This is a genomic window from Streptomyces olivochromogenes (assembly GCF_021538895.1).
Classification (GTDB): domain Bacteria; phylum Actinomycetota; class Actinomycetes; order Streptomycetales; family Streptomycetaceae; genus Streptomyces; species Streptomyces olivochromogenes_A.
This window is the reverse complement of sequence record NZ_JADDRL010000112.1, coordinates 1-14,191: the sequence shown is the minus strand read 5'-3', so window position 1 is coordinate 14,191 and position 14,191 is coordinate 1. Positions and strand designations below refer to the sequence as shown.

The 14,191-nt window shown below is 73.3% G+C and carries 14 protein-coding genes and 1 pseudogene; 9 read left to right on the top strand and 6 right to left on the bottom strand.

The window, feature by feature from the left end; translation table 11 throughout:
- Positions 1–76: 76 nt before the first annotated feature.
- Both IPZ69_RS37310 and IPZ69_RS37305 read right to left on the bottom strand, forming a co-directional pair.
- A complete protein-coding gene (locus IPZ69_RS37310; protein WP_235459151.1) occupies positions 77–490 on the bottom strand; it encodes a PPOX class F420-dependent oxidoreductase in 414 nt (137 codons plus the stop codon).
- A 79-nt stretch (positions 491–569) separates the two neighbouring features.
- On the bottom strand, positions 570–1,211 hold the full coding sequence (locus IPZ69_RS37305; RefSeq protein ID WP_235459150.1) for a uridine kinase: 642 nt from the start codon (positions 1,209–1,211) through the stop codon (positions 570–572).
- Between the two features lie 139 nt (positions 1,212–1,350).
- On the opposite strand from IPZ69_RS37305, the gene IPZ69_RS37300 reads away from it, so the two are divergent.
- The 3 genes from IPZ69_RS37300 to IPZ69_RS37290 all read left to right on the top strand — a co-directional run bounded on the left by IPZ69_RS37300 (position 1,351) and on the right by IPZ69_RS37290 (position 4,361).
- On the top strand, positions 1,351–2,055 hold the full coding sequence (locus tag IPZ69_RS37300) for a DUF2293 domain-containing protein (protein WP_235459149.1): 705 nt from the start codon (positions 1,351–1,353) through the stop codon (positions 2,053–2,055).
- A gap of 217 nt (positions 2,056–2,272) precedes the next feature.
- Entirely contained in the window at positions 2,273–2,752 is a 480-nt protein-coding gene (locus tag IPZ69_RS37295; protein WP_235459148.1) for an anthrone oxygenase family protein, read from the top strand.
- 121 nt (positions 2,753–2,873) lie between these two features.
- A complete protein-coding gene (locus IPZ69_RS37290; RefSeq protein WP_235459147.1) occupies positions 2,874–4,361 on the top strand; it encodes a glutamate synthase subunit beta in 1,488 nt (495 codons plus the stop codon).
- Between the two features lie 28 nt (positions 4,362–4,389).
- On the opposite strand, the gene IPZ69_RS37285 is transcribed toward IPZ69_RS37290, so the two are convergent.
- Positions 4,390–4,902, bottom strand: a complete 513-nt coding sequence (locus IPZ69_RS37285; RefSeq protein WP_235459146.1) for a carboxymuconolactone decarboxylase family protein — start codon at positions 4,900–4,902, stop codon at positions 4,390–4,392.
- 47 nt (positions 4,903–4,949) lie between these two features.
- Between IPZ69_RS37285 and pdxR the strand changes: the two genes are divergently transcribed.
- The 4 genes from pdxR (at position 4,950) to IPZ69_RS37265 (ending at position 10,582) form a co-directional block, all read left to right on the top strand.
- A complete protein-coding gene (gene pdxR, locus IPZ69_RS37280; RefSeq protein WP_235459145.1) occupies positions 4,950–6,386 on the top strand; it encodes a MocR-like pyridoxine biosynthesis transcription factor PdxR in 1,437 nt (478 codons plus the stop codon).
- A gap of 267 nt (positions 6,387–6,653) precedes the next feature.
- Entirely contained in the window at positions 6,654–8,873 is a 2,220-nt protein-coding gene (locus tag IPZ69_RS37275) for a PEP/pyruvate-binding domain-containing protein (RefSeq protein WP_235459144.1), read from the top strand.
- On the top strand, positions 8,870–9,784 hold the full coding sequence (locus IPZ69_RS37270) for a hypothetical protein (RefSeq protein ID WP_235459143.1): 915 nt from the start codon (positions 8,870–8,872) through the stop codon (positions 9,782–9,784). Before IPZ69_RS37275 ends, IPZ69_RS37270 begins: the two co-directional genes overlap by 4 nt.
- Positions 9,785–9,880: 96 nt before the next feature.
- Complete coding sequence (locus IPZ69_RS37265) at positions 9,881–10,582, top strand: fused DSP-PTPase phosphatase/NAD kinase-like protein (RefSeq protein ID WP_235459142.1); 702 nt, start codon at positions 9,881–9,883, stop codon at positions 10,580–10,582.
- 6 nt (positions 10,583–10,588) lie between these two features.
- On the opposite strand, the gene IPZ69_RS37260 is transcribed toward IPZ69_RS37265, so the two are convergent.
- The 3 genes from IPZ69_RS37260 to IPZ69_RS37250 form a co-directional block, all read right to left on the bottom strand.
- Positions 10,589–11,401, bottom strand: a complete 813-nt coding sequence (locus tag IPZ69_RS37260; RefSeq protein ID WP_235459141.1) for an SAM-dependent methyltransferase — start codon at positions 11,399–11,401, stop codon at positions 10,589–10,591.
- Positions 11,402–11,491: 90 nt separating this feature from the next.
- Entirely contained in the window at positions 11,492–11,767 is a 276-nt protein-coding gene (locus IPZ69_RS37255) for a DUF397 domain-containing protein (RefSeq protein WP_089100964.1), read from the bottom strand.
- Positions 11,768–12,628 carry a helix-turn-helix domain-containing protein gene (locus IPZ69_RS37250; RefSeq protein ID WP_235459140.1) on the bottom strand — a complete coding sequence of 287 codons (861 nt, stop codon included), beginning with the start codon at positions 12,626–12,628 and terminating at the stop codon, positions 11,768–11,770.
- Between the two features lie 174 nt (positions 12,629–12,802).
- On the opposite strand from IPZ69_RS37250, the pseudogene IPZ69_RS37245 reads away from it, so the two are divergent.
- Positions 12,803–13,453: pseudogene (locus IPZ69_RS37245) on the top strand (ATP-binding protein); the annotation flags it as partial.
- Positions 13,454–13,665: 212 nt separating this feature from the next.
- Positions 13,666–14,100 carry a hypothetical protein gene (locus IPZ69_RS37240; protein WP_235459139.1) on the top strand — a complete coding sequence of 145 codons (435 nt, stop codon included), beginning with the start codon at positions 13,666–13,668 and terminating at the stop codon, positions 14,098–14,100.
- Positions 14,101–14,191: the final 91 nt, after the last annotated feature.

Sequence of the window (14,191 nt, the reverse complement as noted above, 5' to 3'; positions counted from 1 at the left end):
TGAGTCGGCGCGGCGCGGGACGCACCGCAGGTCCCGACGCCTCACATTCTTCCGCGCGCGACCCGGTCGGCGCACCTCAGGCGGAGAAGGCCACGATCCTGCGCGGGACGATCCTGACGATGACGCGGACCTCGTCGTCCTTCTCCGCGGGCGGGTCGATGCCGAGGTACTTGTGCGAGAGCTCGTACGGGAGCCGCTTGCCCTCGTCGGGGAGGATCTCGGCGGTGCCGCGGATCTCGGCCGAGGTGTAGGGGTTGGCCAGGTCGAAGACCGACAGGCTGATGCGGGGGTCGCGGCGGAGGTTGCGCACCTTCTGGCGTCCGTCGACGGAGGAGAAGAGCACGGTGTCGCCTTCGCGCTTGATCCAGACCACCGAGTTCTGCGGGGCGCCGTCGGGGCCGAGGGTGGCGACGCCGGCGAAGTTCTTGCCGTCGAGCAGCGCGCGAAGGGAGTCGTCGAAGGACACGGGACCGCTTGAGGAGGTCGTCATGACGCCAGCGTAATTAAATGCACGCGCATATAAAAGGGCTTTCGATCTTTCCGGAGCCCGGCCGGGGTCCCCTGCCGGATCAGCCGTTCCACGCGGGGTGGCGCGGGTCGTCGGCACGGACGAGGACGTCCGCCGTCGCGGCGGGGTCGGTCTCGTCCGCGTAGCGCTCGAAGGCGGGCAGCGTCCAGTGGTCGGCCTCGGGCGTACGGCGGCGCAGGGCGCCCGGCGAGAGGGGGAGGTGAACGGTCAGATCGAACGGGAACCAGTGCCGCAGGAGGAGGGGACCGTGCATCAACAGCAGGCCACCGGGAGGCAGTTGGACATAAGCGCTGCGGGTGGCGCGGTCGGTGACGGGGTCCCAGAGGTCGGGCAGGACACGGCCGTCCGCGCCGGGCTCCAGCGGGCCGAAGACCTCGCGCCACAGGGCGGCGGTGTCGAACCAGCCGCTGTAGTACGACTCCACGTCCCGGTGGCCGTGTTCCAGCCGGACCGAGGCCGGACGCAGGAACCCCTCGGCGCCCACGACGAGCGACGGACGACCGCGCACCCGCAGCTCCTCCGCGACACGCTCCGCGAGGCCGCCCGGCCGGGCGGCGGGCGCGCCGTCGAAGGCGACCCTCGGCCAGGGACCGCCGTCGGCGGGCTTCAGCTCCAGCAGCCGCTCGGCCAGCTGCTCGCCGAGCCTCTCCCAGGTGATCGCTTCGAGTCGCACACGGGCCATGATGCCGGGTCGCCGCGGATCGACCGGCGGGCGGGGACCGGCCGGACGGGCTCCGCTGCGTCGCTGCGGTTGGGGCGATGTCGTGGAGGGGATCTCGGGAGGTACGGGTTTCGGTGTCCGGACGGGGAAGTAAGCGCGTATGGCTCGCCTCGCAACTCCCCCGGCCCCGGCCGGGCTTGGTGGACTCCTTGTCGTCCAGCCGCTCCGGCGGAAGCAGTGTGCCGCCTGTCGTCGAGGGCCGTTGTCCCTGCTCGTGCTCGAAGACGGGGCACCGCGCTGCATGGACTGCGCCGATCTCGGGCACCTGGTGTTCCTGCCGCGCGGTGACACGGCGCTGACCCGTCGGTCGCGGGAGGAGAGCGGGCTGTGGGCGGTGGTGGTGCGGTTCAACCGGCGCAAGAGCAGGTACGAGCGGCAGGGCCTGCTCGTGGAGGAGGCAGCCCTCGCCCGGGCCGAGCAGCGGTGCCTGGCCGACGCGGAGGCCCGGCGTCGGCGCCGGGCACGGGACGCGCGGCGCCGGACGGCCGAGGACGTGCGGTTCGCGGAGGCGTTCGCGGCGGAGATCCAGCGGCTGTTTCCCGGATGCCCGAACGACCGGGCGCGGGCGATCGCCGCGCACGCGTCGCTGCGCGGCAGTGGGCGGGTCGGGCGGAGCGCGGCCGGCCGGGCGCTGTCCGAGGGGGCGGTGATCTCGGCGGTAGTGGCGGCCGTACGGCATGTGGACACGTCGTACGACCAGCTGCTGATGAGCGGGGTGCACCGGTACGAGGCGCGGCGGCGGATCGCGGCGGCCGTAGAAGGGGTCCTCATGGGGTGGGCGGAGGTGGGAACGGACGCGGGGTGATGTCGAGGCCGACGTGCGACGCGCCGCCAAGGGCGGCTCCCCCGGGGGCTGGCGCGCCCGAACCGCCCCCGCCCTGCGCCGCCCCACTCCTCCCCGCTGGACGCTCACGTATGTTTCGGCGTTCCTCGGCCATGGTCACCGTTCTCGGATGGGAATTCACTAGAGGTGACGAAGGGTGCCGGGCGGGGCTCGGCGGGACGTGGGAGTGGGCGTGGTCATGATCGATGGGCCGTATTTCGTGCTGGTCGTGCTGGGGGTGGTGGGGACCGGGCTGGCGGCCGGGGTCTTCTGCGCGTTCTCGACGTTCGTGATGAGGGGGCTCGCCTCGCTGCCGCCCGCGCAGGGCGTCGCCGCGATGAACGCGATCAACCGGGCCGCCGTGAAACCGGCCTTCATGCTGGTGTTCGCCGGGTCGGCGGTACTGTGCGCGATGATCGCCGTGGTGACGTTCGTGCTGTGGCCGGAAGAGGGCAAGGCGGAGCTGCTACTGGGCAGCGCGCTGTATCTGTTCGGCTCGTTCGGGCTGACCGTCGTGGCGAACGTGCCCCGCAACGACAAGCTGCTGCGGATGGACCCCGGCACTCCGGAGGCCGCCGCGTACTGGCCGACGTACGTGCGCGAGTGGACCGGCTGGAACCACGTCCGCACGATCGCCTCGGCCGCCGCCACCGTGGTGTACGCGCTCGCGCTCACCTGAAGGACCAGGGAGAAAGCGCTCTCCACCACCCTGCGCACGCGGCGCATGAGACGTATCGTGGCCGAAAGAGTGCCGCCCGATGGCGCACGGCCCGTCGTACGCGTACGCAAGGAACACGGCCATGGCCGATCCCAAGGGTTTCATGACCACGCCCCGCCAGGAGTGGCCGCGCAGGCCGGTCGAGGAACGGGTCCGGGACTGGGACGAGGTGTACGTTCCGGGGGCGCTGCTGCCCATCATCAGCAAACAGGCCGACCGCTGCATGGACTGCGGCGTCCCGTTCTGCCACGACGCCTGCCCGCTGGGCAATCTGATCCCCGAGTGGAACGACCTGGTCTCGCGCGAGGACTGGCGGGCGGCGAGCGACCGGCTGCACGCCACGAACAATTTCCCGGAGTTCACGGGAAGGTTGTGTCCGGCGCCGTGCGAGGCGGGGTGTGTGCTCGCGATCAACCAGCCGGCCGTCACGATCAAGAACGTCGAGTGCGCGATCGGCGACCGGGCCTGGGAGGAGGGTTTCGTGCCGCCCAGGCCGCCGGACCGGCTGTCCGGGCGGACGGTCGCGGTGATCGGGTCGGGACCCACGGGACTGGCCGCGGCCCAGCAGCTGACCCGGGCCGGGCACACCGTCGCCGTGTACGAGCGGGACGACCGGCTCGGCGGCCTGATGCGGTACGGCATTCCCGAGTTCAAGATGGAGAAGCACCATCTGGAGCGGCGGCTGGAGCAGATGCGCGCCGAGGGGACCAAGTTCCGTACGTCGACGCTGGTCGGGCGGGATGTCGGGGCGGCCGACCTGCGGTCGCGGTACGACGTCGTCGTGCTCGCCACGGGAGCCACGGCCTGGCGTGAACTGGACGTACCCGGACGGGAGTTGGCCGGGATACATCAGGCGATGGAGTATCTGCCGCTGGCCAACCGGGTGTGCGAGGGGGATCTGGAGGTCTCGCCGATGTCCGCCGCCGGCAAGCACGTCGTCATCGTGGGCGGCGGTGACACCGGGGCGGACTGTCTGGGGACCGCGGTGCGGGACGGCGCGGCGTCCGTGTCCCAGCTGGACATCTACGCCCAGCCGGGTGCCGAGCGGGACGAGGACATCGAGCCCTGGCCGACGTACCCGAAGATCTACCGGCTGTCGGCCGCGCACGAGGAGGCGCGCGAGCTGCGGACCGCACCGGCGGCGGACGCCGACGCTCGCCTGTTCGCGGCGTCGACGCTGCAGTTCACCGGGGACGGGAGCGGGCACGTGCGCTCGCTGCACCTGGTCGAGGTGGACGCGGCGCGGCGGCCGCTGCCGGACACCGGACGCACGCTCCCCGTCGACCTCGTCCTGCTCGCCCTCGGCTTCTCCGGGCCCGACCGGGAGGACGGGCTGATCGACCAGCTGGGGGTGGCGCTGGAGCCCCGCGGCACGATCTCCCGGGACCGCGGCTTCGCGACCAATGTCCCCGGGGTGTTCGCGGCGGGCGACGCGGCGCGCGGCCAGTCGCTGATCGTGTGGGCGATCGCCGAGGGGCGGGCGGTGGCGGCGGCCGTCGACCACTATCTGACCGGAAGCTCACGGCTGCCGGCGCCGATATCGCCGTACGACCGCCCCATGACCGTGTGAGGGAGCCGACGGCCGCCCCGGCCGGGGGTCAGCGCCGGCGTTCGTCCGTGCCCGCCACCTTTCCCGTCGACAGGGCCACCCGGTTCCATGTGTTGATCGCGAAGATCAGGGCCAGCAGGTGGGCCAGTTCCGCCTCGTCGAAGTGGCCCGCGGCCTCGGCGTAGACGTCGTCGGAGACGCCGCCGTCGGCGACCAGGGTGACGGCTTCCGTCAGGGCGAGGGCCGCCTGTTCCCTCGGGGTGAAGAAGTGCCGGGCCTCGCGCCACACCGCGACCATGTGCAGGCGGTCCTCGCTCTCGCCTGCCTTGCGGGCGTCGTTGGTGTGCATGTGCAGGCAGTAGGCGCAGTGGTTGAGGTGCGAGCTGCGGATCTGGACGAGTTCGACGAGGGCGGGGTCGAGGCCCTCGCGGGCGGCGGCGTCGAAGCCGATGAGGGCGCGGAAGACCTTCGGGGCGGACTTCGCGAAGTCGAGACGGGTGGGCGCGGCCTCGACGGCGGCGACGGAGGAAGAGGCGTTGGTGGTGCTCGTGTTCGTCGTCATGACCTTGAATCTACGGGCCTGAAAGACCCTCTGTAGGGTGCATTTCCATGACGGAATCGTGGGTCAATTCGGCGGAGCGGATCGGTGCCGACCTGCATCTGGAGCTGTCCGGGCCGGGCGGGCGGCGCGCCGCGCTGATCCGGGCGCTGCGCGAGGCCGTGCGCGGCGGCCGGCTCGCTCCGGGCACCCGGCTGCCGCCGTACCGGTCGCTCGCGGCCGACCTCGGCGTGGCGCGCAACACCGTCGCCGACGCGTACGCGGAACTCGTCGCGGAGGGCTGGCTGACCGCCCGTCAGGGGTCCGGCACCCGGGTCGCGGAGCGCGCCGAGCCGCTGCGACACGCCGCTCGCGTGCCCGTAAAGGCACCTCCACGCGCGCGTGGGCCCCGGCACGACCTCAGGCAGGGCAGGCCGGACGCCTCGGCGTTCCCCCGGGCGGCCTGGGCGGCCTCGTACCGGCGGGCGCTCCAGGCGGCGCCCAACGAGGCGTTCGGGCCGGGCGATCCCGCCGGGCGCCGGGAACTGCGGGAGGCGCTCACGGAGTACCTGGCACGCGCGCGTGGCGTGCGCACCGAGCCGGACCGGATCGTCATCTGCTCCGGCTTCGCGCACGCGCTGCGGCTGCTGTTCGGCCAGGACGGCGGCGGTGTGCTGCACGGTCCGCTGGGCGTGGAGGCGTACGGGCTGGGGTTCCACCGGGGGCTGCTCGCGGCGGCCGGGGTGCGGACCGTGCCGCTCCCGCTGGACGAACACGGCGCGCGGGTCGAGCGGTTGGGGCGCGAGCGGGCCGTGCTGCTCACGCCCGCGCACCAGTTCCCGACCGGTGGGCCGCTGCACGCGGAGCGCCGGAGCGCGGTGATCGACTGGGCACGCGCGCGGGGCGGCGTGATCCTGGAGGACGACTACGACGGGGAGTTCCGGTACGACCGCAAGCCGGTCGGGGCGGTCCAGGGCCTCGATCCCGAGCGGGTGATCCACATCGGCTCGGTCAGCAAGAGCCTGTCGCCGGCGCTGCGGCTGGGGTGGATGGTCCTTCCGGAGCGGTACGTCGACGCCGTCCTCGCGGCCAAGGGCGAGCGCGAGGCGTGGGCGAGCGTCCCGGATCAGCTGGCGCTCGCCGACTTCGTCGTCTCCGGGTCGTACGACCGTCATGTGCGGCGCATGCGGCAGCGCTACCGGCGCCGCCGTGACCGGCTCGTCGAGGCGCTCGCCGCGCACGCGCCGCACGTCGAGGTCACCGGGATCGCGGCGGGCCTGCACGCGGTGCTCAGGCTCCCGCCCGGCACCGAGCGGTCCGCCGTCAAGGCGGCCGCCTGGCAGGGCGTCGCCCTGGACGGACTCGCCGACTTCCGCCATCCGCAGGCGACGGACACGGCGGCGGACACGGCGGCGTACGACGGGCTCGTGGTCGGATACGCGACGCCCTCCGAGCACGCGTACGGAGCGGCGCTGGAGGCGCTGTGCGCCGCGCTGCCGCCGGGGTAGCCCCCTTCCGCCCGCTCGGCGCTTCCTGGGGCGGGAGCGGTGATCCGGCGGAGCGGCGCTGGACATCGTGTACGGAACCACTCGGGAATATGACTCTCCGTCGGCAAGGATCTGAACGCGGGTGGGATCCTCGCGGCAAGAGGTGCGTGCCGTCGCCCCGGCCGAGCCCGGCCGGGTGTCGGCCCGCCCGATCCTTCGTTCCGCCGTCAGGCGCGGGGCCACCTCCGCGCGTCCCCCCTGTTGGCGGCCGGTCCCGGAGGGTGTTCGATGACGACACTCGACGAACGTCACGCGGCGCGCCGCCCGGCCGCCGTCCCGCTGGACGAGCCCACCGCGGAACTCCCCCTGTCCGCGGGGTCCAAGGCCTCGAATCTCGCCCGCGCGGCCCGCGCCGGACTGCCCGTCCTGCCCGGGTTCGTGATCCCGTACGGGGCGGGCGGCGACCCGGCGGACCTGCGGCAGGCGTGGCGGGAACTCTCCGACGACGGCACCCGTTCCCTGGTCGTACGGTCCTCCTCCCCGCAGGAGGACACCGAGGAGTCCTCCCTGGCGGGCCAGTTCGCGTCCGTGCTCGACGTCTGCGGCTGGCAGGACTTCCGTACGGCGGTGCGCACCGTCCTCGACTCGGCGCAGTGGCCCGACGGGTCCAGGGCGCCCATGGCCGTGCTGGTGCAGCCGATGCTGACGGCCCGGGTCGGCGGCGTGCTGTTCGGGGCGGATCCCGTCGCGGGGCGGGCCGACCGGCTGCTGGTGAGCGCGGTGCACGGCGGACCGGACCGTCTGGTCGGCGGCGAACAGGCGGGCACGACCTACTGGTTGAGCAGACGCGGCCGGGTGCTGCGCACCGAGTCGCCCGAGCCGTCCGAGCCGTCCCGGGCGGGCGGGGTGCTCACCCGCGCCGAACTGGTCCGGCTGGCCCGGCTCGCGCGGCGCGCCCGGCAGGTCTTCGGCGGGCCGCAGGACATCGAGTTCGGGTTCGACGGGGAGGGACGGCTGTGGCTGTTCCAGAGCCGTCCCATCACGGCGATGGCGGCCCGGCCGCCGCGTGGCGCGCGGCTGCTCGGGCCCGGCCCGGTGGCGGAGACGCTGCCGGACCAGTTGGAGCCGCTGGAGGAGGACCTGTGGGTCGCGCCGATGGCCCGCGGGCTCGCCGCCGCGCTCGACATCGGGGGCAGCGCGCCGCGCCGGCTCCTGCGCCGGGTGCCGGTGGTCACCGTGGTCGGCGGGCGGGCCGCCGCCGACCTGCGCCTGCTGGGTGCCGCGCCGCCCGCGCACCGGTGGCTCGCGCTGCTCAACCCGGCGCCGGGTGGTCGCCGGCTCGCCGCGGCCTGGCGGGTCGGCCGGCTCACGGCGGCGCTGCCCGGCCTGGCGACGGACCTAGTGGCCGATGTCGACCACCGGCTCACGGCCACCCCGCCGCCCGCCGTCCTGCCGTCCCACGCCCTGGCCACGACCCTGCGCTGGACGCGTGCGGTCCTGGTCTCCCTGCACGCGCAGGAGGCCCTTGCGGGCGCGCTGCTCAGCGAGCCGGACCGGAACAGCACGGCGGCCGGAACGGCCCTCGCCGCACTGACACGGGCCCGCGCACAGGGGGTGCCGAAGGAGCGGGTGGTGGCCGACAGTCCGGTGGTACTGGCCCTGATGGCACCGAGCCTGCGGGGACGGGGAGAGCTGCCGTGGGAGGCGACCGCTTCGGCTCCGGGCACGGAGGCGGACGGGGCGGCGGAGTTACCGGGGCTGCCGGAGGCAGCCACCGCCACGGAGTTATCGGCCGGCGCTGGGGTACGCGGGGCCGCGGAGTTATCGGCCGGGGCTGAGGCACACACGGCCGCTCGCACCACCGCGGAGTTATCCAGCGGGGCCGGGGCGCACAAGGCCACCGCGCCGAACACGAGCACAGGGCGCGCTCTGCCGACGCGGGAGGCCCTGCGGCTGCGTATTCGGTGGGTGCAGGAGCTTCAGGTGCGGCTCGTGGGCGAGGGTGCCCGGCGGCTCGGGCTCGACATGCGGCGGGCGGGGCTGTTGCGCTGGCCGGAGTTCGTCACGGCGGTGGAGGGCGGGCCGCTGCCCGCGGATGTCCCGGAGCGGACGCCGGCGGACCCGACACCCGCGCTGCCCGACGCGTTCCGGCTCGCCGACGGCTCTGTCGTCGTCGCCGAGCGCACCACCGCTGACGGCGCGGACGGCGCACGGGGCGTGTCCGGTGGGCGCGGCGTCGGCACGGTGTGGGACGGGCAGGGGCCGCGGCCGCCGCACGCGGTGCTCGTGGTGCGCACCCTCGACCCCGGCCTCGCTCCGCTGCTGCCCGGACTGACCGGCCTGGTCGCGCAGACCGGCAGCCCGCTGTCCCACCTCGCCGTCCTGGCCCGCGAGTTCGGGCTGCCGACGGTCGTCGGCGCCGCCGATGCCGTGCGCCGGTTCCCGCCGGGCTCCCGGATCGCCGTCGACGGCACGACCGGTGACGTACGGCCGGAGGACGGGCGATGAGGCGGATCGCGTACCTCTTCGGGGGCGCGGCGGCCGCCGGCGCCGGGGTGTACGTCGTCGTCTACCTGTACCGGTGGCAGTGGCAGCGGGCGATCCTGTGCGGGGTGCTGCTGCTGGTGGTCGAGGTGATGCTGCTCGGCATCGTGCTCCTGGGCCGACTGACCCGGATCGAGGAGCGGCTGCGGGACGCCGACCGGCGGCAGCGGGAGTCGGCGGCACGCCAGGAGGACGTGCTGGCCCGGCTCCGGAACACGCCGGACACCGGGAGCAGGTTCCGCTGGCTGGAGGACCCGGCCGAGCGTACGTACGTCTTCGTGCCGGTCCTCATGGTCACCGGCGTGCTGCTGTCGGGGCTGGCCTGGCTGGTGCAGCGGATCGCGTCGAAGACGGCCCGGCCGGTGGCCGAGCGGCGGCTGGCCGGACGGCTGGCGGTGCTCGCCGCGCCCGGCCCGGACGAGGACCGTGACCTGGAGGAACTGTCACCGCCCGGCGCCGCCCGCGCCCGGGGCCGTACCGTACGCCTGGCCGTCGCCACCCTCGTCGGGGCCGCGCTGCTCGGCGCGCTCGTCGTCGGGCTCGCCGAGCTCACCCAGACCCGCGAGGAGCAGGCGAACGAGAACGAGGCGACCTCGCTGCTCCTGCGCGTCGACATGCGCGGTTCGGGGATGACGGCCGAGCGGCGGTCGCTGGCCGCGCAGCAAGTGTGGGAGCGGTGCCGGGACGCGACCTCCGTGCCGTTGAACCACGCGTCCCTCGGCAGTCTCGGCGAAGGCCTGTTCGCCGGGGTGGTGCGGCCGGCGCTCACCGACCACGACCGGATGCGGCTGCGCGGCTGTCTGGAGGACACGGTGCTGGACCGGGCGCACCTGACGGTGGTGGGCATCGGGGACGCGGACGCGGACGACGACTGACCGGAGGCTGACGTCGCTGACGTCAGGACGGCTCATCCGTCGGTGACCGGGGTTACGATGCGAACACGTCCCCGTCCCCCACCCGTTGGGTCGTCCATGGCTGTCCTCGTCGCGCCCCGTCCCACCACCGGCGGAGCCCGATTACCGCGTCGCGCCCTGCGCGTCCTCGGCGCCCTCGCCCTCGGCTACCTCGTCCTGTGGGCGAGCGGCGCGCTCGGCATTCTGGCCCTGTCGTACTGGGCGCGGGAGGAGACCCCACCCCCCGCCGGGACGCGCACCGTGCGCGGCGTCCACCACTTCCAACCGGTCGACTCCGACGGCCGGTTGTGGCGCGGCGGCGCCCCCTCCCCCGAGGGCTACGGCTCCCTCGCCTCGCTCGGCTTCACCACGGTCGTGGACCTGCGTGCCGAGGACTATCTGACCGCCGCCCAGCTCGACGAGCCGCGCAAGGCCGGACTCGACGTCGTACGCCTGCCCATCCGGGACGGGCAGACCCCCCGGCCGGAGCAGGTGCGGCGGTTCCTGAACATCGTCGCGGCCGCTCCGGGACCGGTGTTCGTGCACTGCGGCGCGGGTGTCGGGCGTACGGGCACGATGGCGGCCGCGTATCTCGTACGGACCGGGCGGGCGTCGCCGGTGGCGGCGGTGCGGCGCAATCTCGCCGTCGGACCACCCTCGTTCGAGCAGATCTACTACGGCCTGACGCTGGGCCGCGAGCGTGCTCAGCAGCCGCCGTTCCCGGTGGTCGCCCTGAGCCGCCTGGTGGACGCGCCCCGGCGCATCTGGTCGCGGTTGTGACACACGCTAGGGCTTGCGGCCCACCGCCCCGTAGCCGGGGATGACCCCGTCGTCCTGGCCGGGTACCGGCTCGCCCAGTTCGGGGTGCCACTTGTGCACGACCTCGACGCCGGGCTCGATCAGGTCGAGTCCGCCGAAGAAGCGGGTGAACTCGGCGCGGGAGCGCAGCGCCAGGGTGACGCCCGCCGCCCTGAGCTTCTCGGTGGCCGCCGCCGACTCCTCCGGGGTGAAGTCGGCGGTGGCGTGGGTCATCATCAGGTAGCTGCCGGAGGGCAGTTCGGACAGCAACCGGCCGACGAGCTCATGGGCGCCGTCCTCGTCCGGGACGAAGTGGAGCAGCGCCACGAGCGAGAGGGCCACCGGCCGGTCGAGGTTCAGGACCTGCTTGGCGCCCTTGAGGATGGCGCCCGGATTGCGGACGTCGGCCTCCAGGTACTCGGTCACACCCTGGGGCGTGCCACGCAGCAGGGCCGCCGCGTGGGCCAGCACGATCGGGTCGTTGTCGCAGTACACGATGCGGGCGTCGGGCGCGACTTCCTGGGCGACCTGGTGCAGGTTCGGCTCGGTCGGTATGCCCGTGCCGATGTCCAGGAACTGCCGTACACCCTGCCCGGCCAGCCACCGCGTGGCGCGGTGCATGAAGGCGCGGTTGACCCGGGCCATCACCGGCACCCGGGGGTCGAGGGCGAGCATCTGCCGGCCCATTTCCTCGTCGACGGGGTAGTTGTCCTTGCCGCCGAGATACCAGTCGTACATGCGTGCGGGGTGCGGCCTGCTGGTGTCGATCCGGATGGCGGCCGAGGGATCCTGCCCGGTCATGAGGCACTCCGTAAGCTGCGGACACGATGGATGATCAAGTCAGTACCAAGATAGGGAAGTTGAGAAAAAAACCAAAAAACAACGGGCCGGTCAGGAGAGGAGGAAGTCCGCCTCCCCCGCCTTCGCGCCCTCGATGAAGGCCGTCATCTCGTCCGTGGTGTAGATCAGCGCCGGTCCGTCCGGGTCGGTCGACTGGCGGACGGCGATACGGCCGTCGGCCAGCTTCATCGCCTCCAGGCAGTTGCCTCCGTTACCGCCGCTCCACGGCTTGTGCCAGCCCTCACTGCCCAACTCCCGCGCGGGCATGCCGTTGTAGATCCGCTCGGTGCGGTTCCGCGGCCCGGACTGGGGCTTGATGCGATCCATTCACAGCTCCTTGCGGAGATCCCGGAGGATCTCCTTCGTGCGTTGTGCCGTAGCGGCCTGCGCCGCCATGCGGTCCATGACCTCCAGGTGGCTGGCCACCTCGGAGCGCGCGTCCAGGTAGACGGCGCCGGTCAGGTACTCGCTGTAGACCATGTCCGGCAGTTCTGACATGGCAAATCGGAACAGCACGAAGGGCCCGTACGTGCCGGGGTGCGGCCCGTTGGCGAACGGGGCGACCTGGATCGTCACGTTGGGCAGCTTCGTAGCGTCGAGCAGCTTGTCGATCTGCGCGCGCATCACCTCCGGTCCGCCCACCGGGCGACGCAGGGCCGTCTCGTCCAACACCGCCCAGAATCGGGGGGCTTCGGGGCGGGTGAGCAGTTCCTGGCGCTGCATGCGCAGCGCGACGTGGCGCTCGATCTCCTCGGGGCTGGTCTGGCCGATGGCGCCCGACTTCAGGACGCCACGCGCGTAGTCCTCGGTCTGCAACAGCCCGGGCACGAAGTGCGGTTCGTACGAGCGGATGAGGGCGGCGGCGCCCTCCAGGCTGACGTACATCGAGAACCAGCCCGGCAGGATGTCGTGGAACCGCTGCCACCAGCCGGGCCTGTTGGCCTCCTCGGCCAACTGCACGAACAGGTCGGCCTCTTCCTCGGCGACGCCGTAGGCCTGCAGGAGCAGCTGGAGATACGGGATCTTGAAGGCGACTTCCGCCATCTCCATGCGGCGGACGGTGGCGGGGGCGACGCGGAGGACGCGGGCGGCTTCCTCGCGCTTGAGCCCGGCGCGTTCCCGCAGGTCCAGCAGGCGCCGTCCGAGGACGACCTGTCCCACCGTCGGCGCGGACCGCGGTTCGCTCACGCTCCCACCTCCACGAATGATTCCGGACAGCCCTGCGGCGCCATGCGAAGACACATTCGAGGATCCGACCGATCCGCGATGATCCCAACTGGCGCCGCTCAGGATGCTGTTGCGAGCAGTGTGCCACGGCCCTTCACCGCGTCACACAGCACTCTGCATTTTTCAGAGTGACACTTGCCAAGTGTTCACGGCGGGGAGATAGTGGCAAGCGTGATTCCGTCCGCGCCCTTAGGAACAGACGCCGCCGCAGACCGCCCCGGTCTCGGCGCCGCCGCGGGAGTCGCCCCGGATGGGGCAGCTGCCGGGCGCCGGTTCCGCTTCGAGCTGGCCGCACACCCAGGCTCGCCCGCCCAGGCGAGACGTCTGGCGCGCGCCCGGCTGACCGGCTGGTCCGTGTGCGAGGACACGTGCGACACGGCGGCTCTGGTCATATCCGAGCTGGTCACCAACGCGATACTGCACACCGCGAGCAGTCGTGTGATGTGCGAGCTGCACGACCACGACGACACGGTGCGCATAGCGGTGCGCGACGAGGGCTGCGCGCCGGGCGAGCCCCACCCGTCCCCGCAGCGGCCGGACGAGGAGCACGGGAGGGGATTGCTCCTCGTCGACGCCCTGTGCCGGGCCTGGGGGGCCCAGAAGCACGGGCTCGGTCTGCTGGTCTGGGCGGAGCTGCCGCGGCAGACCGACGTCGCGCACGACACCGCCGGCCCTCACAACGATCTGGGCTGGGGGGCCCGCCCCAAGACGGGCTCGCCCCACGGCTCGGGCGAGGAGGAGGAGTCGGAGGTCCGGCGCCGTATCGGCGTTCCTGGGCAGGGGCAGCACCGGTTGCCGTCTCGGGGGGAGACGCACAGCCGGGCTGTTCAGGGGGCGGCCCAGGAGGACGGCGGGGCCGGGGTGGGGACCCCGGCCCGGTCCCGGTCCCAGTCCCGGGAGGAGAGTCACGACGTGGGCTCCCGCGTGGGGCACCAGGGGGGAGAGCCCCGGTTCGGTCCGGAGGGCCAGGCGCCGGTGCGAGAGCGGATGGGGTCCGCATGGCTGTGAGCGGCTGCCCCGGTTCCGGACAGGTACTCGGGCTGGACACGCTGGTACGGCTGCGGCGCGAGCAGCGTGCGCCGGGCACGGGCGAACGCCTGGTGCTGCCGGAAGGCATGACGGTGCCGCTGGGCTGCGACGCGGTGGCCGTGCCGGCCCGCTTCGGGCCACTGATCGTGCCCCGGCTGCCACGCGTGGGATGCGTGTACGCCGACGAGACGCGCTGGTGGTGGATCGTCCCGGCCGACTCCGACTACGCCCTGTCCTGGCCGGCCCCGGTCCACTACGCCACCGGCGCCCAGCTCCCCGAGACGGCCCGCCTCATCCACCGCCCCGACGGCACGGTCCCGTACACCCCACCGATCCCGCTGTACCTGGCGCTGTGCCGGGTCACGGGGAACACGCCGGAGTGGACTCGCCCCCTCAGCGCGTGAACGCCGCGCTTGCTCGGCCGAGGAGGTGAGTGGGCGGGGCGTTCTCGGGGCCGGGCGGCGGAGAGCGTCGGCATCGCGCCTCAACGAACCG

Excerpts from the sequence above, each read along its gene's own strand:
- IPZ69_RS37270 (WP_235459143.1), top strand. The coding sequence starts at position 8,870 with ATGAGGCGGATCGCGTACCTCTTCGGGGGCGCGGCGGCCGCCGGCGCC.
- IPZ69_RS37305 (WP_235459150.1), bottom strand. The coding sequence starts at position 1,211 with ATGGCCCGTGTGCGACTCGAAGCGATCACCTGGGAGAGGCTCGGCGAG.
- pdxR (WP_235459145.1), top strand. The coding sequence starts at position 4,950 with ATGACGGAATCGTGGGTCAATTCGGCGGAGCGGATCGGTGCCGACCTG.
- IPZ69_RS37265 (WP_235459142.1), top strand. The coding sequence starts at position 9,881 with ATGGCTGTCCTCGTCGCGCCCCGTCCCACCACCGGCGGAGCCCGATTA.
- IPZ69_RS37290 (WP_235459147.1), top strand. The coding sequence starts at position 2,874 with ATGGCCGATCCCAAGGGTTTCATGACCACGCCCCGCCAGGAGTGGCCG.
- IPZ69_RS37295 (WP_235459148.1), top strand. The coding sequence starts at position 2,273 with ATGATCGATGGGCCGTATTTCGTGCTGGTCGTGCTGGGGGTGGTGGGG.
- IPZ69_RS37240 (WP_235459139.1), top strand. The coding sequence starts at position 13,666 with ATGGCTGTGAGCGGCTGCCCCGGTTCCGGACAGGTACTCGGGCTGGAC.
- IPZ69_RS37255 (WP_089100964.1), bottom strand. The coding sequence starts at position 11,767 with ATGGATCGCATCAAGCCCCAGTCCGGGCCGCGGAACCGCACCGAGCGG.
- IPZ69_RS37310 (WP_235459151.1), bottom strand. The coding sequence starts at position 490 with ATGACGACCTCCTCAAGCGGTCCCGTGTCCTTCGACGACTCCCTTCGC.
- IPZ69_RS37260 (WP_235459141.1), bottom strand. The coding sequence starts at position 11,401 with ATGACCGGGCAGGATCCCTCGGCCGCCATCCGGATCGACACCAGCAGG.
- IPZ69_RS37300 (WP_235459149.1), top strand. The coding sequence starts at position 1,351 with ATGGCTCGCCTCGCAACTCCCCCGGCCCCGGCCGGGCTTGGTGGACTC.
- IPZ69_RS37285 (WP_235459146.1), bottom strand. The coding sequence starts at position 4,902 with ATGACGACGAACACGAGCACCACCAACGCCTCTTCCTCCGTCGCCGCC.
- IPZ69_RS37275 (WP_235459144.1), top strand. The coding sequence starts at position 6,654 with ATGACGACACTCGACGAACGTCACGCGGCGCGCCGCCCGGCCGCCGTC.